This window comes from Microbacterium arborescens, from assembly GCF_049707515.1.
Taxonomy (GTDB): Bacteria; Actinomycetota; Actinomycetes; order Actinomycetales; family Microbacteriaceae; genus Microbacterium; species Microbacterium arborescens_B.
This window is the reverse complement of the sequence record NZ_JBNAFI010000006.1, coordinates 238,283-261,281: the sequence shown is the minus strand read 5'-3', so window position 1 is coordinate 261,281 and position 22,999 is coordinate 238,283. Positions and strand designations below refer to the sequence as shown.

The 22,999-nt window shown below is 71.0% G+C and carries 18 protein-coding genes; 7 read left to right on the top strand and 11 right to left on the bottom strand.

The genetic code is table 11. The annotated features are described in order from the left end of the window. Nucleotides 1–249 precede the first annotated feature (249 nt). The 5 genes from ACPYN5_RS13235 to ACPYN5_RS13215 all read left to right on the top strand — a co-directional run bounded on the left by ACPYN5_RS13235 (nt 250) and on the right by ACPYN5_RS13215 (nt 5,987). On the top strand, nt 250–1,299 hold the full coding sequence (locus ACPYN5_RS13235; RefSeq protein WP_424449449.1) for an amino acid ABC transporter permease: 1,050 nt from the start codon (nt 250–252) through the stop codon (nt 1,297–1,299). Beyond that, nucleotides 1,296–2,120 carry an amino acid ABC transporter ATP-binding protein gene (locus tag ACPYN5_RS13230; protein WP_424449448.1) on the top strand — a complete coding sequence of 275 codons (825 nt, stop codon included), beginning with the start codon at nt 1,296–1,298 and terminating at the stop codon, nt 2,118–2,120. The genes ACPYN5_RS13235 and ACPYN5_RS13230 overlap by 4 nt, the downstream gene beginning before the upstream one ends. Before the next feature lie 50 nt (nt 2,121–2,170). Further along, on the top strand, nt 2,171–3,163 hold the full coding sequence (locus ACPYN5_RS13225; protein ID WP_424449447.1) for an ABC transporter substrate-binding protein: 993 nt from the start codon (nt 2,171–2,173) through the stop codon (nt 3,161–3,163). 29 nt (nt 3,164–3,192) lie between these two features. After that, entirely contained in the window at nt 3,193–4,269 is a 1,077-nt protein-coding gene (locus tag ACPYN5_RS13220; protein WP_424449446.1) for a GNAT family N-acetyltransferase, read from the top strand. Between the two features lie 110 nt (nt 4,270–4,379). Further along, nucleotides 4,380–5,987 carry a molybdopterin-dependent oxidoreductase gene (locus tag ACPYN5_RS13215; RefSeq protein WP_424449445.1) on the top strand — a complete coding sequence of 536 codons (1,608 nt, stop codon included), beginning with the start codon at nt 4,380–4,382 and terminating at the stop codon, nt 5,985–5,987. 6 nt (nt 5,988–5,993) lie between these two features. Here ACPYN5_RS13215 and ACPYN5_RS13210 read toward each other — a convergent pair whose 3' ends face one another. From ACPYN5_RS13210 to ACPYN5_RS13160, 11 genes are all read right to left on the bottom strand, one after another. Next, entirely contained in the window at nt 5,994–7,670 is a 1,677-nt protein-coding gene (locus tag ACPYN5_RS13210) for a dipeptide ABC transporter ATP-binding protein (protein ID WP_424449444.1), read from the bottom strand. Next, nucleotides 7,667–8,590 carry an ABC transporter permease gene (locus ACPYN5_RS13205; RefSeq protein WP_424449443.1) on the bottom strand — a complete coding sequence of 308 codons (924 nt, stop codon included), beginning with the start codon at nt 8,588–8,590 and terminating at the stop codon, nt 7,667–7,669. Before ACPYN5_RS13205 ends, ACPYN5_RS13210 begins: the two co-directional genes overlap by 4 nt. A 13-nt stretch (nt 8,591–8,603) precedes the next feature. Next, nucleotides 8,604–9,560: an ABC transporter permease gene (locus tag ACPYN5_RS13200; RefSeq protein ID WP_424449442.1), complete on the bottom strand. Its 957-nt coding sequence runs from the start codon at nt 9,558–9,560 to the stop codon at nt 8,604–8,606. 2 nt (nt 9,561–9,562) lie between these two features. Then, a complete protein-coding gene (locus ACPYN5_RS13195) occupies nt 9,563–11,179 on the bottom strand; it encodes an ABC transporter substrate-binding protein (RefSeq protein WP_424449441.1) in 1,617 nt (538 codons plus the stop codon). A 101-nt stretch (nt 11,180–11,280) separates the two neighbouring features. Further along, a complete protein-coding gene (locus tag ACPYN5_RS13190) occupies nt 11,281–13,170 on the bottom strand; it encodes an FAD/NAD(P)-binding protein (RefSeq protein ID WP_424449440.1) in 1,890 nt (629 codons plus the stop codon). Further along, nucleotides 13,167–14,486, bottom strand: a complete 1,320-nt coding sequence (locus ACPYN5_RS13185; protein WP_424449439.1) for an NtaA/DmoA family FMN-dependent monooxygenase — start codon at nt 14,484–14,486, stop codon at nt 13,167–13,169. The genes ACPYN5_RS13190 and ACPYN5_RS13185 overlap by 4 nt, the downstream gene beginning before the upstream one ends. After that, on the bottom strand, nt 14,483–15,685 hold the full coding sequence (locus tag ACPYN5_RS13180) for an LLM class flavin-dependent oxidoreductase (RefSeq protein WP_424449438.1): 1,203 nt from the start codon (nt 15,683–15,685) through the stop codon (nt 14,483–14,485). Before ACPYN5_RS13180 ends, ACPYN5_RS13185 begins: the two co-directional genes overlap by 4 nt. 92 nt (nt 15,686–15,777) lie before the next feature. Beyond that, nucleotides 15,778–16,341, bottom strand: coding sequence for a dihydrofolate reductase family protein (locus tag ACPYN5_RS13175; RefSeq protein WP_424449461.1), 564 nt, complete (start codon nt 16,339–16,341; stop codon nt 15,778–15,780). 1,418 nt (nt 16,342–17,759) lie between these two features. Next, a complete protein-coding gene (locus ACPYN5_RS13170) occupies nt 17,760–18,779 on the bottom strand; it encodes an LLM class flavin-dependent oxidoreductase (protein ID WP_424449437.1) in 1,020 nt (339 codons plus the stop codon). Nucleotides 18,780–18,861: 82 nt separating this feature from the next. Beyond that, nucleotides 18,862–19,851 carry a cation diffusion facilitator family transporter gene (locus ACPYN5_RS13165; RefSeq protein ID WP_424449436.1) on the bottom strand — a complete coding sequence of 330 codons (990 nt, stop codon included), beginning with the start codon at nt 19,849–19,851 and terminating at the stop codon, nt 18,862–18,864. After that, entirely contained in the window at nt 19,848–20,345 is a 498-nt protein-coding gene (locus ACPYN5_RS13160; RefSeq protein ID WP_424449435.1) for a transporter substrate-binding domain-containing protein, read from the bottom strand. The genes ACPYN5_RS13165 and ACPYN5_RS13160 overlap by 4 nt, the downstream gene beginning before the upstream one ends. Nucleotides 20,346–20,529: 184 nt before the next feature. On the opposite strand from ACPYN5_RS13160, the gene ACPYN5_RS13155 reads away from it, so the two are divergent. Both ACPYN5_RS13155 and ACPYN5_RS13150 read left to right on the top strand, forming a co-directional pair. Then, complete coding sequence (locus ACPYN5_RS13155; RefSeq protein ID WP_424449434.1) at nt 20,530–21,816, top strand: adenylosuccinate synthase; 1,287 nt, start codon at nt 20,530–20,532, stop codon at nt 21,814–21,816. A 1-nt stretch (nt 21,817) separates the two neighbouring features. Beyond that, nucleotides 21,818–22,993: a lactonase family protein gene (locus tag ACPYN5_RS13150; RefSeq protein WP_424449433.1), complete on the top strand. Its 1,176-nt coding sequence runs from the start codon at nt 21,818–21,820 to the stop codon at nt 22,991–22,993. The last annotated feature ends 6 nt before the right edge of the window (nt 22,994–22,999 follow it).

Genomic DNA, 22,999 nt, shown 5'->3' with positions numbered 1-22,999 from the left:
CTACGCTCGGGAGTGCACCCATCGAATGGAAACCGACGACTCACAGATCGCCTGGACCTAACGAAGGGGGCGGCCCACCCGCTTTGCGCGGTGCCTGCGAGGCGTATGCGGGTCTGTGTTACGCCATATCTCCGTGCGTGTCGTCGTGTGAGGAGACGCCACGACACCGGACTCTCCGAGGGCCTACTGTCGTGCGATCTGCACCACCCGCAGCAGCCGCTGCATCCGTGACGTTCCGAGGAGATCCGCATGACCGACACCGTCTCGCGCGTCGACCACGCCGGCGGCGGCCCTGCGCCAGCCCTGCAGCGCGTCGACCTCGGCGACATCCCCGTCGTCCGCACTCGGCACTGGTTCCGGTGGGCCCTCGCGGCGATAGTGGTCTTCCTCGTGGCCCAGTTCCTGTGGTCGCTCGTGACGAACGAGAACTACGAGTGGGACTACTTCGCGCAGTACTTCTTCTCGGACCCCGTGCTGCAGGGTCTCGGCCTCACGCTCGTCTACACCGCGGTGTCGGCGACGATCGGATTCCTGCTCGGAACGGTGCTCGCCCTCGCGCGCCTCGCGAAGTCGCCGCTGCTGAACGCCGCCGCATGGAGCTTCATCTGGTTCTTCCGCTCCGTGCCCCTCGTCGTGCAGCTAGTGGTCTGGTACAACCTCGGTTACCTCTACCCGACCCTGGGTCTCGGCACCCCGTTCACGACCGATTTCTGGATCGTGGAGTTCCCCACGGTGCAGCTGATCAGCGCCTTCGCGGCCGGCGTCCTGGGCCTGAGCCTGCATCAGGCGGCCTACTCCGCAGAGATCATCCGCGGCGGACTGCTTTCGGTCGACCAGGGCCAGCTCGAGGCCGCCGCAGCGCTCGGCATCCCACCGCGCCGCCGCCTCGGCCGCATCGTGCTGCCGCAGGCCATGCGCTCCATCATCCCGAACGCGACCAACGAGGTGATCGGTCTCGTGAAAGGCACCTCGGTGCTCTTCGTGATCGCGATCCCGGAGCTCTTCTACGCGGTGCAGGTCATCTACAACCGCAACAGCCGCGTCATCCCGCTGCTGCTCGTCGCGGTGGTCTGGTACACGATCATCACAACGGTGCTGAGCATCCTGCAGTACTACATCGAACGTCACTACGCGCGCGGCTCGGTACGCGTGCTGCCCCCGACACCCCTGCAGCGAGCACGCCATTGGATCGCCGTGCAGTGGGCCCGGCTCGGCGACGACGCGCCCGCACCCCGCCGGCTCCCGCGAGCGGATGCCCCGCCGGTCGGTAACCGCCTTTCCCCCGGAGGAGAGTCATGACCGCCGCAACGAATGCCGCGACGGATGCCGCAACGGATGCCGCCACGGATGCCGCCACCCGTGGGCTCGTCGAGATCCACAACGTCCACAAGAGCTACGGCAGCGTCGAGGTCTTGGGTGGCATCGACCTGACGGTCGCGCCCGGCGAGGTCGTCGCGATCCTCGGTGCCAGCGGTTCGGGCAAGTCGACCCTGCTGCGCACCATCAACCACCTCGAGACCGTCGACCGCGGGTCGGTCACGGTCGACGGCGAGCTCATCGGTTACGAACGGCGGAACGGCAAGCTTTACGAGCTGCGCGAGAAGGCGGTGCTCGAACGCCGCACACAGATCGGGATCGTGTTCCAGAACTTCAACCTGTTCCCGCACCTCACCGCGCTCGAGAACGTCACCGAGGCGCCGATCGCCCTCGGCCGGCTGTCGAAGGACGACGCCCGCGAGCTCGCGCTCGGACTGCTCGACCGCGTCGGGCTCGGCGACAAGGCCGGTCACTATCCGCGCCAGCTCTCCGGCGGGCAGCAGCAGCGCGTCGCCATCGCACGCGCCCTGGCGCTCAAACCGAAGGTCATCCTCTTCGACGAGCCCACGAGCGCTCTCGACCCCGAGCTCGTCGGCGAGGTCCTCGACGTCATCCGCGACCTCGCACAGCTGGGCACGACGCTCATCATCGTGACCCACGAGGTCGGCTTCGCCCGCGAGGTCGCCGACCGCGTCGTCTTCCTCGACGGCGGCCGCATCATCGAGCAAGGTCCGCCCAGCGAGGTCCTCGTCGCGCCGAAGCATCCGCGCGTGCGGGAGTTCCTCGCCAAAGTGCTCGCCTGAGACTCCCGCTCGCACCGCTACCCCTCCACCTGAGACAAGGACACTCCAGCATGGCCATCAGCAAGAAGCAGGGCATCGCCGCCGGACTCGGCGTCGCGGCGATCGCCGCGGTCGTCGGCGGCATCGTCACCGCGGTCAACCTCAACCGCCCGGCCGAGGCCGAGGCCGCCGCGCCGGCACCCACCACCGCGAACGTCGCCACCGACGACATCCATTGGGTGCACCTCGACGAGCCCGTCGCCGAGGCGGTCGCGGCCCTTGAGGCGAGCGGCTTCACGCCGGTCGAGGAGGGCAAGCTCACGGTCGCCCACTCGGCCTACCTGCCGCCCCTCGGCTACATCCCCGAGGGCGAGACCGAGGCCGCCGGCACCGAGCCGAACATCGGCTCCCTGGTCGCCGAGGCTCTCGGGCTCGAGTACAACCCGGTGGTCGTCGCGTGGGCCGACTGGCCCCTCGGCATCCAGTCGGGCAAGTACGACCTCATCACCTCGAACGTCACCGTGACCGAGGAGCGCAAGGAGCTCTACGACTTCGCGAGCTACCGGGAGGACCTTCTCGGCTTCTACGTCCGGTCCGACAGCGACATCGACAAGATCGAAAAAGCTGACGACATCTCGGGCCTGAAGATCGTCGTGGGGTCGGGCACGAACCAGGAGCAGGTGCTCCTGGCGTGGAACGCCGAGCTCGAAGCCGCGGGCGAGGCGCCGGCCGAGCTGCAGTACTACGACGACAACGCCGCCGCCGTGCTCGCCCTCCAGTCGGGTCGGGTCGACGCCACCTTCGGACCGAACGCCACGTCGGCATGGTCGGCCCGCGAGACCGGCGACACGAAGCTGGTCGGCCTGGTTCCGGGCGGATGGCCGCAGACGGCGAACATCGCCGCCGCGACGGCCAAGGGCAACAACCTCATCGAGCCCGTCTCGATCGCGCTCAACGCCATCATCGAGGGCGGTCAATACGACGAGGTCCTCGAGACGTGGGGACTGGAGTCCGAGCGCATCGAGGAGAGCGCGATCAACCCGCCCGGACTGCCCGCATCCTGATCCGACCCGGCGAGAGGTAGCGTCACAGCGTGACATCGACCGCGACAGCGCTCACCATCCGGCTCGTCCGCACCGAGGAGTTCGCTCGGGCGGGCGAGCTGACCGCCCGCGCCTACCAGCACAGCTACGGCGACCTGTCCGAGGGGTACCTGGCTTCGCTGCGGGATGTCGCCGGCCGCGTCCGTGCCGGAGACGTCTGGGTCGCCGTCGATAGCGGGTCCGGGGGTTCCGGGACCGATGAGCTGCTCGGCTCCGTGTGGATCGCGCGACCCAACCGTCCGCTCGCCGGTGTCGCGCGCCCGGGTGAGACGGACTTCCGGCAGCTCGCCGTCGCACCCGAGGCCCGGGGACGCGGTGTCGGCGAAGCGCTCGCCCGCCATGTCATCGACCTGGCGCGAGAACGTGGCTCGCATCGCGTGGTCATGAACAGCGGGCCGGAGATGACAGCCGCCCACGCGCTGTACGCCAAGCTCGGCTTCCGCCGTCTCCCCGAACGCGAGGGCCGCGTCGAGGTGGAGCCCGGCCGCTTCATCGAGCTGCTCGCATTCGGATACGACCTCGAGCCGGCCGACGATGCCGTTGCGCCGGGGCACCTCGCGGTTCCCGCCGCGCGGCCCTGGCTGCTCGAGCACGTCGACTACGACGACCCGCGCGCCGTCGCCCTCCGCGCCGAGATGGATCGCGAGGTCGGCCCTCGGTACGCCGACCGCTTCGATGACGACGACCCGGAGGCGGCCGCGCGGTCCGCTCGCGCCTTCGCCGTCGACCCGGCGACGATCGTGGCGACGGTGCTCGTGACGGATGCCGTGGGCACGGCTGTCGGCCACGGCGCGCTGCGCGACCTCGCGCACGACAGCATCCGCGATCTCGAGATCAAGCGCGTCTTCGTGCATCCCCGGGCGCGCGGGCTCGGCGCCAGCCGGGCGCTGCTCGACGAACTCGAACGCATCGCCCGCGCCCGTGGCGCCGCCCGGGTCATCCTGCAGACGGGCGACCGTCAGCACGACGCCGTCGTGCTCTACGAACGGCTCGGTTACACGCCGATCCCGATCTACCAGCCCTACACCGAGTACGCCTTCTCACGCTGCTTCGCGAAGACCCTCTGAGCAGCTCGCCTCTCGGCTCAGCATCCCGGCCGGATTTCCATCCGTTGCGGCCTCGGCGACGAACACACTAGGCACGGTAGGAGTGATCTGCCGATCGAGAGGCGACAGCGATGGCGAAATCAACCGCACCAGCGAACCGGACGAAGACGCGTCGTTGGGTCTGGGGGCTGTGGAGCGCGCTCGCCGGCATCGTCAGCGCCGCCGCCTTCCTCGCCGTCGCCGAGCTGATCGCCCTGTTGGTCGCCCGCGAGAGCAGCCCGATCCTCGCGGTCGGGGCCTTCGTCATCGACATCGTGCCGCAGCCGCTCAAGGAGTTCGCCATCGCGACCTTCGGCTCGGCCGACAAGATCTTGCTGCTGGGCAGCCTCGGGCTCGCGGTCATCATCGCCGCTGCGATCGCCGGCATCCTGCAGTTCTTCGCGCGCCCCTTCGGCCTCATCGTCATCGGCCTCGCCGGCGTGCTGTCGACGGCCGCGATCATCACCCGCACCGGCGCGAGCCCGCTCGCGTTCGTGCCTCCCGTCGTCGGCACGCTCGTCGGGGCGTTCGTCCTGGTCTTCCTCATCACCCGGCTCCGACGGTGGGCCGGTGAACCGGGTGCCGCCGACGCCGACACCCCCGCCACCCCGGCGGCCGAGCAGCGCCGCGTCGGTCGCCGAGCGTTCCTCGTCGCGACCGGAAGCGTCGGCCTCGCGGCCGTCATCGCCGGTGTCGGCGCACGGTTGCTGAACGCGACGACCGCATCCGTCGACGCGCTTCGCCGTGAGCTGCGCATCCCGGAGCCGCGCTCGACCGTCACGATTCCGGACGGGGCCGAGCTCGACGTCGAGGGGATCTCGCCCCTCATCACCCCGAACGCCGACTTCTACCGCGTCGACACGGCGCTCACCGTCCCCTCGGTCGACCCCACCACGTGGCGCCTCGTCATCGACGGCATGGTCGATCAGCGCATCGAGCTGAGCTTCGACGACCTCGTCGGCATGGGTCTCGACGAGTACGCGGTCACCCTGACGTGCGTGTCCAACGAGGTCGGCGGCGGCCTGGTCGGCAATGCGATCTGGCAGGGCGTCCCGATCCGAGACATCCTGCGGATGGCGGGGCCGCAGTCGGGCGCGGACATGGTGCTGTCCACGAGCGTCGACGGGTACACGGCATCCACCCCGCTCGACGCGCTCACCGACGACGCACGCGACGCGATCTTCGCCGTCGCGATGAACGGCGAGCCGCTGCCGCTCGAGCACGGCTTCCCGGTGCGCATGGTCGTGCCCGGTCTGTACGGATACGTCTCCGCGACCAAGTGGGTCACCGAGCTCAAGGTCACGACGTTCGAGGCCGACGAGGCGTACTGGACGCCCCGCGGCTACGCGGCGGAGGCGCCCATCAAGTTCTCGTCGCGCATCGACACCCCGCGGACCGGCACCCCGGTCGCCGCCGGAACCGTCGCCGTCGCCGGAATGGCCTGGGCCCAGACGGTCGGCATCGACCGTGTCGAGGTGCGCATCGACGACGGCGACTGGCAGGCCGCGACGCTGTCGACCCCCATCAACGCCGACACGTGGGTGCAGTGGGTGCTCGAGTGGCAGGCCGAGGCGGGGACGCACTACGTCGAGGTGCGCGCCGTCAACAAGAACGGCGACACGCAGACCGAGGAGCGCGCGGCGATCGCGCCCGACGGATCGAGCGGCTGGCAGCGCGTCCTCGTCACCGTCAGCGCCTGACCTCGCTCATGCGATTGCCTCACGGGCGCGCCCGGGAATGGCGTCGATGAGGCGGCGCGTGTACTCCTCGCGTGGGCGCGTCAGCACGTCGCCGGTCGCGCCCTGCTCGACCACGCGGCCCTCCTGCATGACCGCGACGCGGTCGGAGATCTCGCGGACGACGGCGAGGTCGTGGCTGATGAACAGGTACGACACGTCGAGCTCGCGCTGCAGCTCGACGAGCAGGTCGAGGATCTGCGCCTGCACCGAGACGTCGAGCGCCGAGACCGCCTCGTCGAGCACGACGAGATCGGGACCGGTGGCGAGGGCCCGGGCGATCGCGACCCGCTGACGTTGCCCGCCCGACAGCTCGGCGGGTCGGCGGCGCGCGGTGTCGGCGGGCAACGCGACGCGATCGAGCAGGTCGCGGACGCGGGCAGCTCGCGCGGTCCGGTCACCGACGCCGAACGCGCGCAGCGGCTCGTCGACGACGTCCGCGATCGTGAAACGCGGGTCGAGCGACGCGTACGGGCTCTGGTAGACGAGCTGGAACCGGCGTCGAAGCGACCGCAGCTGCTCTCGCCCGGCGGCTACGAGATCGACCCCGTCGAACCGGATGCTGCCGGCCGTGGGCTGCTCGAGCCGCAGCGCGAGCCGCGCCGTCGTGCTCTTGCCCGACCCCGACTCGCCCACGACCGCGAGGGTCTCGCCCCGACCGACCGTGAACGACACGTCGTCGACCGCGACGAGTCGGCGGCGGCCGGGGAGCGCGAACTCCTTGCGCAGCCCGGCGACCTCGAGCAGCGGCGCGAGGGGCTCGTCGGCCCGCACTCTCGTCTCCCGCGGCTCTGTCGCCCGCGGATCCGCCGCCCGCGGATGCGTCGCCGCCCGAGGATGCGTCGTCGCCCGCAGCCCCGGCGCCGCCGCGATGAGCGCGCGGGTGTAGGGATGCTGCGGGTCTGCGAGCACGGCGCTCGCCGGTCCCTGCTCGACGATGCGTCCGCGCTGCATCACGATGATGCGGTCGGCGCGGTCGGCGGCCACGCCGAGGTCATGCGTGATGAGCAGCACTGCTGTGCCGAGGGTGTCGGTGAGCGTGCCGATGTGGTCGAGGATCTGCTTCTGCACCGTCACGTCGAGGGCGCTCGTCGGCTCATCGGCGATCACGAGCTGCGGCTCGGCCGCGAGCGCCGCGGCGATGAGCGCGCGCTGCCGCATCCCGCCCGAGAACTGGTGCGGGAACTGATGCGCCCGCGCCTCGGGCTCGGGGATGCCGGCGAGCCCGAGCAGCTCGACCGCCTGCCGGTCGGCGCCGCGGCGCGACGCGAGCCCGTGGATCACGAGCGGCTCGCCGACCTGCCGGCCCACGCGCTTCACCGGGTTCAGGCTCGTCCCCGGGTCCTGCGGGATGAGTCCGATCTTCCGACCGCGCACCTCGCGCCAGGCCCGGGACGACAGCCCGGTGAGGTCTTCGCCGTCGAGGCGGATGGTGCCGGCATCGACGTGGGCGTTGCGTGCCAGCAGATGGATGACGGCGTGCGCGGTCGTGCTCTTGCCCGACCCGGACTCGCCGACGATGGCGACGACCTCGCCGCGGTCGACTGAGAACGAGACATCCGTCACCGCGGTGCGCGTCTCGCCGTCGACCGTGTACGAGACGGCGAGACCGTCGACCTCGAGCAGCGGCGTGTGCGGGGCGGTCATCGGGTTCCTCCGTTGCGTTCGAGAGCGCGTGAGATGCGGCCACCCGAGAGCACGACCGCGACGATCACGAGCCCGGGAAGCGTCGTGAGCCACCAGGCCACCGCGAGGTAGTCGCGGCCACCCGACACGAGCGACCCCCACTCGGGCGTCGGCGGCGGTGCGCCGAATCCCAGGAACGACAGCGACGAGATCGCCAGCACCATGACGCCGAACTCGAGGGCGGCGAGGGCGACGACCGGTCCCGACGCGTTCGGCAGCACGTGGCGGGCGAGGATCGTGTACCACCGCACCCCCGAGACGCGGGCGGCCTCGACGTACACCGCCGTCGCGACCTGCAGCACCTCGGCGCGCATCACCCGCGAGAACGACGCGACGCTCGCGAGTCCGACCGCGACCGCGACGTTGATCGTCCCGAAGCCCAGCGCAGTGATCAACGCCAACGAGAGCAGCAGGCTCGGGATCGCGAGGAGCACGTCCATGAAGCGCATGATCGCGTCGTCGACGATGCCGCGCAGGAAACCCGCGAGCAGTCCGAACACCGAACCCACCGTGAGCCCGACGACGACGGCGACGCTCGTCGCGGCGAGCGACGTGGCCGAGCCGTGCACGACCCGCGCAAACAGGTCGCGCCCGAGGTTGTCGGTGCCGAAGAGGTGCTCGGCCGACGGCGGCTGCAGCCGGTCGCTCGCCACCCCCTCGATCGGATCCCACGAGGTGAACCAGGTCGGCGCGAGGGCCCACAGCCCGACCATGACGAGAACGGCGACGGCGAGCACCAGGGTGGGCTGTCGGAAGAACGAGCGGATGCGGCGCGCGGCGCGCCGGCGTTCGCTGCCGTCCCGGCCGGCCGTCGCGCCGTGGGACGGCCCGGGTCCGGCCGGCTCTGTGGCATGGGCGGGGGCGTCGATGATGATGGCCATGGGTTCCTCCGGCTCAGGCGGCGACGAACGCCGTGCGTGCAAGCGTGATGCGGCGGTCGATGAGCGGGTAGACGAGGTCGACGAGCAGGTTCGCGACGACGAAGACGAGGGCGGCGAACACGACGACGATCTGCACGACCGGCACGTCGCGGTTGTTCACGGCGGTGACCACCAGGCGGCCGATCCCGAGACGCGAGAAGACGGTCTCGGTCACGACGGCCCCCGACAGCAGCCCGCCCACGAGCACGCCGCCCATCGTGAGGGTCGGGATGACGGCGTTGCGCAGCGCGTGTCCGAACTGCACCCGGGCTTCGCCCGCGCCCTTCGCGCGGACGACCTCGATGTAGGGCTGAGCGAGGGTCGAGCGCAGGCTGCGCGAGAGCAGCTGTGCGATGAAAGCCCCCGAGGGGATCGCGATCGTCACGGCGGGCAGCACGAGACTGACGAATCCGTCGTCGCGCATCGCCGGGAACAGTCGCAGTTGGAACGAGAACGCCTGCAGCAGGAGCAGCCCGATCCAGAAGACGGGAACCGAGACCCCGATCGGCGGGAGCGAGAACAGCAGGTTCCGCAGCCACGGCGTGCGCGTGAGCGAGGCCGCCAGTGCCAGGACCACGCCGAAGACGACCGACAGGACGAACGCGAATCCCGTCAAGGCGAGCGTCGGAGGCAGCGCCTCGCCGAGCAGGTCGGTCGCCGCGCGGCCGGTCTGGGTCGAGGTGCCGAAGTCGCCGACGAGTGCCCGCCCGAGCGCCGTGAGGTACTGCTCCCACAGCGGCCGGTCGAGCCCGAGCTCGGCGCGCAGCCGCGCCACGAGCTCGGGGTCGACCGCCTCCTGGTCGGCGCCGCCCGCGAAGAGCGCCGCGGCGTCACCGGGCAGCAGGTACAGGACGAGGAACGAGATCGTGTAGGCCGCCCAGAGCACCACCAGCCCCTGCCCGACGCGGCGTGCGATGTATGTCAGCCACATGGCTACTCGGCGATCCAGGCGTCGTAGAAGTCGAGCCGGCTCGACGCCTCGAACGTCAGCCCCTGCACCTTCGAGGCGGCGGTGATGGTGGTCGAGAGCTCGTAGATCGGGATCGTGACGCCCTCGGTGACGAGCGCCCGCGCCGCCTCGTCGACGACGCCCTGACGCGTAGCGGCATCCGTGATCGCCGCCTGCTCGTCGAGCAGGTCGTCGACCGCGGTGCGCGTGGTGCGCCGGGTGTTGCCGGTCGGGTTGTCGGCCGTGAAGACCGTGCGAAGCACATCCGGGTCGGACCGCGTGAGGTTGCCGTAGACGAAGTCGTAGGTGCCGTCGGCGGACGCCGCCTGCGAGTCGGCGAAGCTGACGAACTTCAGCTGCAGGTCGACACCGACCTCGCGCAGCTGCTGCTGGACGAGCTCGAGCACCTCCTTGGGCGCCTGCCAGTACGTGACGAGGAAGCTGAGCTTCTCGCCGTCCTTCTCACGGATGCCGTCGGCGCCGAGGGTCCATCCGGCGTCGTCGAGCAGTGCGCCTGCGGCATCCGGGTCGTACTCGAGCACGTCGCTCAGGTCGGTGAAGTACGGCGTCGACGAGGCGAGCGGCGAGACGGCCGGCTTGTCGTCGGGTCCGAGCAGGGTCGCCGTGATCTCCTCGCGGTCGATGGCCTTCTGAATCGCCAGGCGCACGTCGGGGTCGGCGAGCTTGGGTGTCGACTGGTTGGCGTAGAGGTTGTAGACGACGCCCGGGTTCGCCCGGTTCTCGCTCCAGAACCCGTCGGTCTCGAAGAGCACGGCGTCGGTCGCCGAGATGCCGGTCGTGGCGTCGATCTGCCCCGACTGCAGGCTTCCGGTGCGGTTGCCGGCCTCGGGCACCACGACGAACTCGATGGAGTCGAGGTAGGCCTCGCCGGAGTGCTCGTTGGTCGCGGGCCCCCAGTCGTAGCCCTCGCGGCGCACGAGGGTCGCGCCCTGGTTGGGCGTGTAGCTCTCGACCGAGAAGGGTCCCGACCCGACGTAGTCGCCGAGGCAGCGGTCGGCCTGACTCACCGCTGCGGTCGCCGGGGAGAGGAGGCCGAGGCTGAACGTCGACGTGGCCTGCAGGAACTGCGCGCTCGGACGTGAGAAGGCGATCGTCACGGTGCGGTCGTCGACCACGTCGATGCTCGCGAGGTCGGCGAGGTAGGACGAACCGAGCGGGGCCTTCGCGCCGAGCGCCTGGATCGCCTCGAAGTTCGTCTTGACCGAGGCGGCGTCGATGGGTGCGCCGTCGGCGTAGGTCGCGCCGTTGCGAAGGGTGAACGTGAAGCTCGTCGCGTCGGCGTTCACCTCGTAGTCCTCGGCGAGCCAGGGGAGGATCTCACCGGTCTCGGCATCCTGCGTCGTGAGCGATGCGACGGTCTGGCGAGCGATCGCGATCGCGTCGTTGTTGGCGACCTGCTGCGGGTCGATGCACTGGCTGTCGACCGAGATCGCGAAGGTGAGAGTGCCGCCCGAGACGGGTTCGCCGGACGGCGCCGGAGCCGAGCCGCCGGTCGTGGAGCTGCACGAGGCGAGGAGGAGGGCCGCGCCGCCGGCGGCGACGCTCGCGAGAACGCGGGAACGGATACGGAGAAGAGGCATGCGTCCCAGGCTCGCGAGAACCGGCGTGACCGGCGCGCGGCCCCGTCATACAGCGGAAGACCTCGACGCTCCGGTTCACATTGCGTCACGCGGCGTCATCCTCAACCCAGGGCGGCGGCGTCGACGGACTCGAGGGCCAGCGCCGCAACGATCGCCCCGGCCGTGCGGTCGGTCTGACGCAGCGACAGCGCATTCGACCCCGGACGGGTGAACGCGCCGCCCTCGGGGAGCGAGGTGAACGGGCCGAGCGCGAACACGGATGCCGCAGGCTCGCCGTGCTCGGACAGCACGCGGCCGTCGGCGTCGGTGAGTACCCGCAGGTCCGAGCTCTGGTGTCGTGCCAGTTCGCGCAGCACCGGGTTGTCGCTCGACGCCGCCCCCGCCCCGGGCAGCCAGGCGTCGACAAGGCTCCGGGCGACGGTCTCGCCGGGTACGCGCGGGCTCGACGCGACGAAGCCGCGCTGAGGGTCGACGCGCACCTCGACCTCCGGCCCGAGGAAGCGGAGGATGCCGGCATCCGCGAGCGCGAGGAACTCCTCGAGGCGGTGCGCCGGCGGGCCGCTCGCGACGTAGCTGAAGAAGGTGTGCCATCGCACCGGCAGCGATTCGGTGCGCGAGCGCTCGTTCCACCGATCGGCCGGGATCTCGGCGAGGGCGAGGAACGACAGCAGCGCGGCCAGGAAGACGCCCTGCGCGGCACTGCGCTCCGGGGTGGTGCGCAGGTGTAGGTCGGTCACGATGTGCTCTCGCACGCGACGGTGCGCGTCGTCGCGATCGGCGAAGGTCGCGCCGGCGAACGGTCGGTCGAGCGATGCGACGTCGAACCGGTCGAGCGGGTCGGGGACCACCGCGGCGATCGCGTCGAGCAGGGCCGGGTCGTCCCAGGCGTGCGACTGCAGCAGCGCGCGGAACGTCGGCCAGTCGCCGTGCACCCGGTCGGGGTGTCCCGTGACGAGTTCGCGGTAGTGGCCGTGCAACAGCTCTCCGGCGATGAGCGGCCACACGTCCGCCTCGAAGTCGATGGAACCCGGACGGTCGAGCAGGGCGGCGATCGCCGACGGCGTCAGCACCTCGCGCTCGGGCGCCTCTCCCCGGAGCGTCGACGACACCTTCGAGCGATAGGGCACGCCGCGCCGCGACCCGAGGTGCAGTCGTGGTTCACGGCCCGAGGGGATGTACCTCAGCCGATCGCCGAGCTCGACGAACCGGCCGCCGCGTCCCTGCGTGAGGAGCACGACGAGATCGACGGCCGCGAGGCCCATCCCGCGCACGATCACGTCGTCGCCCGCGCCGAGCTGCGTGAGGTCGGCGTCGGCGGTGAAGGCCGGCGGCACGTACTGAAGCCGTTCGCGCCGAGCGGCGGCGATCAGCGCCGCCGTGGCGGCATCCGGCTCACGTCCGTTGTGCCCGAGGGCGTAGACGACCGCATCGGCCTCGAGCTCGACCCCGCTCGCAAGCGTCACGCGGTTCGCCTCGCTCACCCGCGTCACCGTGTCCGGACGCCACCGGACGGTGACGCCCGACGGGGCCTCGGCGACCGTGCGGCGGTAGAACCACTCGAGGTAGTAGCTGTGCAGGCGGCGGGTCGGAAAGCTGTCGCCGCGCAGTCCGCGCGCCTCCGCCGCGGCCACCTCGTCGTCGATCTCGATGCTCCGGCCGCCCGCGGCGAGCTCGCCGCTGCGCCACATCTCGGCCCATTCGATGAGCGAGGGCCCCGGACGTATCGGTCCCTCGATCGTGCAGCTGTCGTCGGTGAAGACGGTCACGTCGCGCGCCATCGAGTTGAGCTTCAGCAGCGGCGACTGCGCTCGCCGCCAGATGCGGCCGGCGCCGGGCGGGTGCGGGTCGATCAGCTCGACATGCAGACGCGGGGCACCCACCTCGCGCGCATCCGCCGATCCCGCCGCCTCGCCGAACCGCGCGACGATCCGCTCGAGGAGCATGACCGCACGCGGGCCGGCGCCGACGAAGACGAGCCGGTGGACGCTCACGCCGGTACGGAGGTGGGGACCACCGCCGGCAGTCCGAGCAGGTCGCGCAGCGTCGCTCCCTCGTCGTACGAGTCGCGGTACGACCCGCGCTCCTGCAGCAGCGGCACGACGCGGGTCGCGAACTCGTCGAGGCCGTGAGGGGTGAGGTGTCCCACGACCGTGAAGCCGTCGGTCGCCCGCTCCTGCACGTAGCGGTCGATCTCGGCAGCGATGTCCTCGGGCGTGCCGACGAAGGTGTGCTTGGCGGTCAGCCGGATGACGAGCTCCCGCACGCTCAGGCCCTCGGCCTGCGACAGCTCGCGGAGCGAAGCGATACGCGCCTGCACCGCGCGGTGCCGGTTCGCCCAGCCGCGCGCGGTCTCCGAGCCGGTGTCGGGTTCGACGTCGGGCAGCGGCCCGTCGGGGTCGTAGGCGCTGAGGTCGCGCCCCCACACCTGCTCGAGGTAGGTCAGCGCCTGCTCGGGGCGCACCTGCTGAAGTGCGATCTCACGGGAACGCTCGCGCGCCTCGGCATCCGTGTCGCCGATGACGAACGTCGCGGCCGGCAGGATCTTCAGCGAGTCCTCGTCGCGTCCCCACGCCGCGAGCCGCCCCTTGACGTCGTCGTAGAACACGCGGGCGGCGTCGAAGTCCTGGTGCAGCGAGAAGATCACCTCGGCGTGCTCGGCACCGAAGTCGCGTCCGTCGGCGGAATCGCCGGCCTGCACGATGACGGGGCGGCCCTGCGGCGACCTCGGCACATCGAACAGTGCGTCGACGTCGAACTGCGGACCGGTGTGACGGATGCCGCGCGGCAGCGTCTCGCTCTCATCCCACGAGTCCCACAGCTTCTTCGACAGCGCGACGAACTCCTTCGCTCGCTCGTACCGGTCGGCGTGGGCCAGGAACCCGCCGCGGCGGAAGTTCGCGCCGTGGAAGGCATCCGAACTCGTCACGGCGTTCCATCCCGCGCGGCCGCCGGAGAGGTGGTCGAGGGTCGCGAGCTGGCGGGCGAGCTCGTAGGGCTCGTTGAACGTCGTGCTGAGCGTCCCGACGAGACCGACGTGATCGGTCACCGCGCTCAGCGCAGCCAGGATCGCGAGGGTGTTCGGGCGACCCAGCACGTCGAGCTCGTGTACGCGACCCTTGTGCTCTCGCAGCCGCAGACCTTCGGCGAGGAACACGTAGTCGAAGAATCCGCGCTCGGCGGTGCGGGCGAAGTACTCGAAAGCGGCGAAGTCGATCTGGCTGCCCGACGTGGGATCGGTCCAGACCGTCGTGCTGTTGACGCCGGGGAAGTGGGCGGCCAGGTGGATCTGGCGGGGCGAACGGCTCACGGGGCGACCTTCTCTCGTGCCGGGGTGGAGCTCTGCGATGTGTCGGTGTACCGGCGGGCGTACCGGCTGTCGGGGCGGCTGAGTCCCAGCCGGCCGCGCAGGGTGGCGGCGTCGTCTTCGCGCAGCACGCGTGTCGCGCGCAGCAACGGGGCCAGCCGCTCGGCGATGGCCGCGACGTCATCCGGTTGGCGGGCGGGCCGCAGTCGCACCCCGTCGACACCGGTCTCGGCCAGAGCGCGAAGGTGCTCGGCCACCTCGGTGAGCGTCCCCGCCACGAGCGGGGCATCGGAGCGGAACTCCGACTCCGCGAGCTCGTCGAGCCGCGCGAGCGCGTCGCGCGCTTTCGCGGGCGTCTCCTCGATGAGCACGACGACGTCGGCGAACACCCGCAGCCCTTCGCTCGAGCGCCGCAGCTCGGCGGCTGCCCCGTCGAGTTCCGCGAGGATTCCGGTCGCTGCGGCCGCATCCTGAGGCGTGACGAACACGACGTCGGCGTGCTCGGCGGCGAGGCGGAACGGCACGGTCTGGTGCGCCAGCACGGCGATGATCGCGCGGCCCTGCGGTGAGCGGGGCACGATCGAGGCGCCGGTGATCGAGAAGAATTCGCCGGTGAAGTCGATGTTGTGGATCCGGTCGGCGTCGACGAAGCGGCCGCTCGCGGCATCCCGGATGATCGCGTCGTCCTGCCACGAATCCCACAGGCGGCCGAGGACGTCGGCGACGTCGCCCGCCTCGCGGAACCCGGTCTCGAGGTCGATCTCGTCGCGCCGTCCGAAGTTCGCACGCTCCGCGGCCGACCCGCCGACGACCAGGCGCACGCCCGCGCGACCGCGGCTGGCGACGTCGAGGGTCTGGATGCCGGTCGCGACGTGGAACGGCTCGGTGTGGGTCGTCGTGACGGTCGGGATCAGACCGATCCGGTGCGTGAGCGGCGCGAGAGCTGACGCCAGCAGCACCGCGTCGAGACGCCCGTGCAGTCGGTCTGGGTTCGGGGCGCCGGCATCCTCGAAACGATCGGCGAGGGCCAGGGCATCCTCGATCGTCGCGAACGTCACGCCCGCCCGATCGAGGACGCGCACCTGATCGGACCAGTGACGCGGGTTCGTGAATGCGTGCGGCGACAGGCCGGACGCCCGCCAGGCCGCGGGGTGCCAGCCGGCGCGCTCGAGGGCGACGGCGAGGTGGATGCGGTGTGACATGTGCCCACTGTCGACCTCGCCCGCCGTGGCGCCAAGGCCGCACGTCATCCGGCGACACCTGTCGTAACAGGAGTTCGCGTCGCGTGTTCAGGTCACCGGCTGCGGGGCCGGTATCGCGTCGCCACGGCGCCGGATCGGAACTCCGTCCGGTGCACCGCTTCGAGATCGAGCTGCCGCCGCACTCCCGCGAGCAGCGTCGGACCGCGGCCGGCGACGACAGGATGCACGAGGAACTCGTACTCGTCGATCAGGCCGAGTTCCGCCAGCGCAGTAGGCAGCGTCACGCCACCGACCCACAGCCCGGCGCCCGGCTCGGCCTTCAGCGCTCGAACCGTCGCCTCCAGGTTGCCCGAGATCGGTTCGGCGTTCCAGTCGGGATGCCGCAGGGTCGACGACACGACGTACTTCCGGGCGCTGTCGATGGCCTCTGCGAAACGGACGTCCGCGTCGTCCATCCACGCCGGCCACTCGCCCTCCGGAGGTCGTCGCCAGGCGGCCTCCATCATCTCGTACGTCACGCGGCCCAGCAGCAGCGCGTCGACGCCGGCCATCTGCGCCGTCCAGAAGTCCATCGACTCCTCATCCGGCGGCAGCCCCGCCTCATGGTGGCAGCAGCCGTCGAGGGTCACGTTGATCGAGTACCGGAGAGGTCTCATGTGCCGTCCCGCCCGCGGGGATGTCGCCGCCACGCCAGTCTGGTCGTCGCCGGCCGGATCCGCGAGAGGGCATCGCGCGTCGAGAGGTCCGCGCCTGCGCGTCGGCTCGGCTCGGGGAGAGCCTGCAGTACCGCGAAGAGGACCCGGCTCACCAGCAGAACGCCCCAGATCGCCTTCGGCAGACGACGCGTGCGTCGCCGCCAGGAACGCGAGTCCCGGACCGGCGACGGCGCCGTAGGCGATGAAGAGCGCGGGGAGCCCGACCGAGGTCGAGACCGCGACCTTCCGGTAGGCGTAGACGACGCCGGCCCACGGCTCGATGAGCAGCTGCGCGGCCATCATCGCGGCGACCACCCAACCGAGGTTGCCGAAGACCGGGAGCGCCAGCCGCGAGAGCACGAGCACGAGAGCCGCCGCGGCGAGCAGGATGAAGCAGTTCGCCTGGACCGTCGACAACCGCATCGCGTCGGCGCGGCCGCGCTCGGCGATGACGAACCGTGCGCCGACGACGCCGAACTGCTTCAGGGGCACGATGACCGACCTCATCACGGCCACCGAGAGCGCCATGGCCGCGCCGTCCGCGGGAGAGTGCGCGGTCGCCGTGGCGACGGCCGCCGTGAACGTGACCATGAACACCAGACCGTCGATCGACGCTGCCGCGCGCTCGCCGAGCGAGCGGACGACTGCCACGGGATGCGCACAAGCCGCGCGTCCGCCCGCGGCGAGCATCCGCCACGACATCATGTCGGCGCGGACCAGTTGAGACCCGCGGTACACCGTCCCCAGGATCGACGCGACGGACGTGACGGCGCCGACAGCCGCGACCGCGGGAACCGGCGCGACGCCGAGGACCACGACGGCCGCCGCGACCGCAGCTTTTACCACGGTGCCCGTGACCGCGGTGACCAGATTCGTGCCGTCGCGCTGCATCGCCTGGAACGCCCCGTTGAAGACGAATCCGATCGGGGTGAGGACGGTGGCGGGTATCGAGGCGATCCAGTAGACGGCGAAGAACGCGCCCGCGTCGGAACGGGAGATGGCCGGACTCATCGCGACGATCGCCACCGAGGCGAGCAGGAGGAGCGCGGCTGCGCCGATCGCCGCGGTCAGTTCCGCCTGCAGCGCTCGCTGCATCCCGCCCGTGCCCTCACCGACCCGCCCTCGCGCCGAAGCGAACGCGCGGATCGTGGTGACGACGAAACCGGAGGCCACGACGGTGACGATCGCCGCCGTCGAGCCGCCCAGGCCGATCGCCGCCTGCGCCTCGTCGGGGTAGGCGGTTCCCATGATCAGGAGGACGACGACGCTGCCGATCCCGGGCAGGAACATCGCGGATGCCGCCACCGCGGCGCGTCCGACGTAGTCGCGCCTCACGCGGATGGTCATGTCGGCGAACTCATCGAGTGAACCTCGAATGGTCAGGACTTCGCGGTCCAGCCGAGCGCGGGGCCGATGCTCGTCGCGAGCTCGCGCACGATGTGACGCTGGTCCTCGGCGCTGAACGAGAACGGCAATTCGAGAAGAAGCTCGTCGACCGCCGTGAACGCCGCGTCGCCGGCGATCGTGTCGACGATCTCGGCCGTGGAGCCGATCACATCGCGGGCGATGAGGGTGCGGCCGGGGCCCTGCGGCGCGAGGGTCCGGGGCGTGCGCGTCTCGACGTAGGCGGCGAAGCGCTCGCGCTGCTCGGGGGTCGCGTTGTCAGTCGGCAGGATGACGTGACCCTTGCCCACCGTCGCGGCGTCGCCGAGGGGATGCCTCGAGCGGAAGAGATCGATCTGCTGCCGCTGCACCTCGGAGAAGACCTCGGAGTCCTCCGCCGTCGAGATGTTGCTGACGAGCAGGTTCAGTCCTGCTCGCCCGGCCCACTCGGCCGACCGCAGCGACCCGCCGCCATACCAGAGGCGCGCGGCGAGTCCGGGGCTGTGCGGTTCGACGCGATCGGAGGAGAGCTCGGTGACCCCGCCGAGCCCGATCTCGCGCTCCCGATCGACGGCATCGCCGCGGATGAACCCGAGGATCCGTTCGATGCGGCCGTAGCTGACGTCGTCGTCGCGCCAGCGGTCGCCGAGGACCCGCTCGGCGACCTCCTCGGGAAGCCGGGGCGCCCCGACGCTGAGACCGGGCTGCAGGCGCCCACCCGAGAGCAGGTCGGCCGTCGCGAGGTCCTCGGCCAGCCGCAGCGGCGACTCGTAGACCGTCGGGATCACCGCGACGCCCAGATCGATGCGCGTCGTGCGCTGTGCCGCCGCCGCGAGGAACACCGCCGAAGACGGCACGCCGTACTGCAAGTGCCTCGTCCGGATCCAGCCGCCGTCGAGACCGAGCTCCTCGCCGTATGAGAAGAGCTGCAACGCCTCCTCGAGTCCGGTCGCCGGATCGTCCCGCCGGAACGGGACGATGTGGAGGAACCCCAGCTTGCGCAGTCGACCGGTCACACCATCACGCTAATCAGATGCATCCCGGCTGGCGGCGCGGCCGGTTCACACGCCGACACAGTTCCACGCGTCCTGCTCGTCCCTACCCCGGCGACTCCGCGACGGGCACGACGATCGGCAGCTCGCGAACCGGGACGAGCACGATGTCCTGCACCTTCCAGTCGAGCTCGACGCAGCCCTCGCGCGCCGCCTCCAGCTCGTCGAGGGTCGGCATCCGGCCGTCGCGCGGCACGATGAACGACTCGACGTGGAACACGTGCCCCTCGTCGCGGACCCGGCTGCCGACGGCAGCGACCCAGGGCAGGCCGACGAGATAGGCGTCGATCCGTCCGGCGAGCGGATGCGGTTCGGCGTCGTCGAAGGTCGTGGCCCGGGCATCCATGAGGTCGATGATCGCGGCCCGCAGATTCTTCAGCCCGTCGCGGAGGATGCCCGACGCGATGAAGAGCGCCGCCGCGGAGTCGAGCCACCACAGGCCGAGCCCGATGCCCGTGACGCCGACGATCGACCCGACCGCCGTCATCCAATCGGCCTTGTTCATGTCGGCGTCGGCGTAGAGCACCTTGTCGTGCAGCTCGCGGGCCAGCTTGATCTTCGCGTGCCCGAGCAGCACCGGCGGCACGGCCGTCAGCGCCATGACCCCGATCATGAGCCATCCGAGCCAGATCGATGCGCCGAACAGCTCGACCGTTCCGATCGTCGGGTGCTCGCCGCTCAGCAGCCCGATGCCCGACTCGACGATCAGGTAGGTGCCCATCGTCGACAGGGCGACAGCGGCGACGAGGTGCCCGACCCCGACCGAACGGTGGTAGCCGTACGGATGCTGCAGAGTCGGACGTCGCCGGTTGACGCGGATCGCGATGAGGAAGGCGAGCGGCGGGATGAACGACAGCAGGTCTTCGATCCAGGCGGCCTTCATCGCCTGCGAATTGCCGAGGACGAGGAAGACGAGGGTGACCGTCACGGCCAGGAACCCGATCGTGACCCACTCGAGTCGCACGGCCCGCCGCAGCACCTCGACCTGACGCTCCGGCAGCTCCGTCTGCCCGAACCGCACCCCCGACCCGGTCACAGCGCACCCGCCTTCGACCGCTCGGAGAGGAAGGTCTCGAGACGCGACAAGAAGGCGTTCTCGCCGAGCGGTACGAGCATGACGACCTTGAGCGTGCTGCCGTCCTTCGCGGTCACTTCCGCGTACGGCCGCGTCACCCCCGCCTTGTCGGTCCACGGGGTCTGGTCCGTCAGCCCACCCGCGATCAGGTCGAGCCCGCCGTTCTCCAGCTCGCGCACCAGCGCCTCCTCCGATCCGACGGTCCACTCGACGTCGGCGTCGAGCGAGTCCGCGAACGCGCGGATCGCGTCGGGTTCCGTGCCCTGCGGCTCGTCGCCGCTGACGTCGGCCCAGTCGCCGTTCGGCGAGATCCCCGCGCGGAGCGTGCCGCCCTCGACGGCGGCGAGCGTGCCGGACGGGTCGGTCGGAATGGTGAGTCCGCACCCCGACAGAGCCAGCGACGATGACAACAGCAGCAGTACCGCGCCGAGCGCTGCGGCGAGCCGGTGATGCATGAGACCCTCCTCCGTAGGCGTCTGACGTGTATGCCCACTCTGGCTGTCGTGCATCGGTCCGTGAAAGGGGCTTGCCCCCGGCGCTTCTCGACGGCACAGCACTGCGGCCCGCCCGCTCGGCGGATGCCGGGGCCGTGTCGATAGGATGGGGTGCAATCCCTCCTCGACAGAAAGGGAGATCCGCATGCCGGGAATCGTCATCGTCGGCGTCCAGTGGGGCGACGAGGGCAAGGGCAAGGCCACCGACCTGTTGGGCGACCGCACCGACTGGGTCGTGAAGTTCAACGGCGGCAACAACGCCGGGCACACCGTCGTCATCGGTGACGAGAAGTACGCCCTGCACCTGCTGCCCAGCGGCATCCTCTCGCCGGGCGTCAACGCCGTCATCGGCAACGGCGTGGTCGTCGACCTCGAGGTGCTCTTCGCCGAGCTGGAGGCGCTGTCGGCGCGCGGGCTCGACATCTCGCGCCTCAAGGTCAGCGCCAACGCGCACCTCATCACGCAGTACCACCGCACGCTCGACAAGGTCACCGAGCGCTTCCTCGGCAAGCGCCAGATCGGCACGACCGGCCGCGGCATCGGACCTGCCTACGCCGACAAGATCAACCGCGTCGGCATCCGCGTGCAGGACATCTTCGACGAGAACATCCTGCGCCAGAAGGTCGAGGGTGCCCTCGACCAGAAGAACCACCTGCTCGTGAAGGTCTTCAACCGGCGCGCGATCACCGCCGACGAGATCGTCGACGATCTGCTCTCGTACGCCGACCGCCTGCGTCCCATGGTCTCCGACACGGGCCTGCTGCTGAGCCAGGCGCTGGATGCCGGCGATGTCGTCGTCTTCGAAGGCGGCCAGGCCACGATGCTCGACGTCGACCACGGCACGTACCCCTTCGTCACCTCGTCGTCGGCGACAGCCGGCGGCGCCGCCACGGGATCGGGCGTCGGACCCAACCGCCTCGACCGCATCGTCGGCATCGTCAAGGCCTACACGACGCGCGTCGGCTCGGGCCCGTTCCCGACCGAGCTGTTCGACGAGAACGGCGACTTCCTCCGCTCGCGCGGGTTCGAGTTCGGCACGACGACCGGCCGCCCGCGACGCGTCGGCTGGTACGACGCGCCCATCACGCGCTACGCCACCCGTATCAACGGCATCACCGACCTGGTGCTCACCAAGCTCGACATCCTCACCGGCCTCGACCGCATCCCCGTGTGCGTCGCGTACGACGTCGACGGCGAGCGGTTCGACGAGGTGCCCGTGAACCAGTCGGACTTCCACCACGCCCAGCCGGTGCTGGAGTACTTCCCCGGCTGGAAGCAGGACATCTCGACCGCGCGCACCTTCGACGACCTCCCGGTCGAGGCGCAGGAGTACGTGCTGGCGCTGGAGAAGATGAGCGGCACGCGCATCTCGGTGATCGGCGTGGGCCCCGCCCGCGACGCGGTCATCGTCCGGCACGACCTCGTCGACTGACGTGCGGCTGCTGCTCGGCGGCTACACCGCCGACATGGGCGGCGAGGCGGCCGGCATCGGTCTGCTGCACGCCGGCGACCCCGACGGCTCCACCGCCGGCGGCCAGCTCGCGTTGCGCCCCGACGTGGTCGCCGCGTCATCGCCGTCGTGGGTGGCGCGGCATCCGACGCTCGATGTCGTCTACGCGGCCCTCGAGTTCCGCGGCGACGTGCAGGCCTACCGACGGACCGGACACGATGCCTGGACACCGCTCGGGCGAGCGGTCGCTGCCGGCGAGTCGGTGTGCCACGTCGCCGTCGCCCCCGACGGCGGGTCGCTCGTCGCCAGCTGCTGGAGCGACGGCCGCATCGTGCGCATGACGCTCGACGCCGCCGGCATCCCGTCGGCTCCGGCCATCGCGCCCGCTGCCGTCGATCCCTACGGGCCCGATGCTCCGCTCGAGCCCGCGGCGGGCGACATCGACCTCGCCGCTGCGGCCCGCGCGCTCCGCGAGGCCGCAGGTCCCGAGTACGCCCACCTCGTGCCGGGCTCCGAAGAGCCGACGCCGCGGCATTCCGACGCGGATCAGGATGCCGACGGGGTGCGGCCGTCGCGCTCGCACCAGGCGCGGTATCTCCCCGGCGGCTTGATCGCCACGACCGACATGGGTCTCGACCTCGTGCGGTTCTGGCGTGACACCCCGCGCGGGCTCCGGCTCGTGCAGCAGGTCGCACTGCCCCTGGGCAGCGGCCCGCGGCATACGCTCTGGCATCCGAGCGGTCACCTCTACGTGCTCACCGAGCTCTCGCGCGAGGTGTTCGTGCTCGGCGCCGACCGTGAGGGCACGTGGCGGATGCTGTCGGCGACCGGCCTCGTCGGAACCCTCGACGACGACACGGCCGCCGAGATCGCGATGACGCCGGACGGCGAGTCCGTCTACGCCGGCGTCCGCGGCAGCGACACTCTCGGGGTGCTCCGGGTCCGCGGTGCGGGCGACCGGCTCGAGCAGCTCGCCCTCGTCGACGCCGGCGTGGCGTGGCCGCGCCACCACGTCGTCGTCCGCGACACCCTGCTCGTGGCGGGGCAGCGATCGAACGACGTCGTCGCGATGACCCGCGATCCGCGTACCGGCGTTCCCGGGCGGGTGCGGCACCGTGTCGGCGCGCCCAGCCCCACCTGCCTGCTGCCCGTCGTCTGAGCGGCC

What these genes read in the sequence shown, in the direction of transcription:
- ACPYN5_RS13230 (WP_424449448.1), top strand. Translation starts at nt 1,296, where the DNA reads ATGACCGCCGCAACGAATGCCGCGACGGATGCCGCAACGGATGCCGCC.
- ACPYN5_RS13205 (WP_424449443.1), bottom strand. Translation starts at nt 8,590, where the DNA reads ATGGCCATCATCATCGACGCCCCCGCCCATGCCACAGAGCCGGCCGGA.
- ACPYN5_RS13215 (WP_424449445.1), top strand. Translation starts at nt 4,380, where the DNA reads ATGGCGAAATCAACCGCACCAGCGAACCGGACGAAGACGCGTCGTTGG.
- ACPYN5_RS13210 (WP_424449444.1), bottom strand. Translation starts at nt 7,670, where the DNA reads ATGACCGCCCCGCACACGCCGCTGCTCGAGGTCGACGGTCTCGCCGTC.
- ACPYN5_RS13225 (WP_424449447.1), top strand. Translation starts at nt 2,171, where the DNA reads ATGGCCATCAGCAAGAAGCAGGGCATCGCCGCCGGACTCGGCGTCGCG.
- ACPYN5_RS13195 (WP_424449441.1), bottom strand. Translation starts at nt 11,179, where the DNA reads ATGCCTCTTCTCCGTATCCGTTCCCGCGTTCTCGCGAGCGTCGCCGCC.
- ACPYN5_RS13235 (WP_424449449.1), top strand. Translation starts at nt 250, where the DNA reads ATGACCGACACCGTCTCGCGCGTCGACCACGCCGGCGGCGGCCCTGCG.
- ACPYN5_RS13200 (WP_424449442.1), bottom strand. Translation starts at nt 9,560, where the DNA reads ATGTGGCTGACATACATCGCACGCCGCGTCGGGCAGGGGCTGGTGGTG.
- ACPYN5_RS13155 (WP_424449434.1), top strand. Translation starts at nt 20,530, where the DNA reads ATGCCGGGAATCGTCATCGTCGGCGTCCAGTGGGGCGACGAGGGCAAG.
- ACPYN5_RS13180 (WP_424449438.1), bottom strand. Translation starts at nt 15,685, where the DNA reads ATGTCACACCGCATCCACCTCGCCGTCGCCCTCGAGCGCGCCGGCTGG.
- ACPYN5_RS13175 (WP_424449461.1), bottom strand. Translation starts at nt 16,341, where the DNA reads ATGAGACCTCTCCGGTACTCGATCAACGTGACCCTCGACGGCTGCTGC.
- ACPYN5_RS13160 (WP_424449435.1), bottom strand. Translation starts at nt 20,345, where the DNA reads ATGCATCACCGGCTCGCCGCAGCGCTCGGCGCGGTACTGCTGCTGTTG.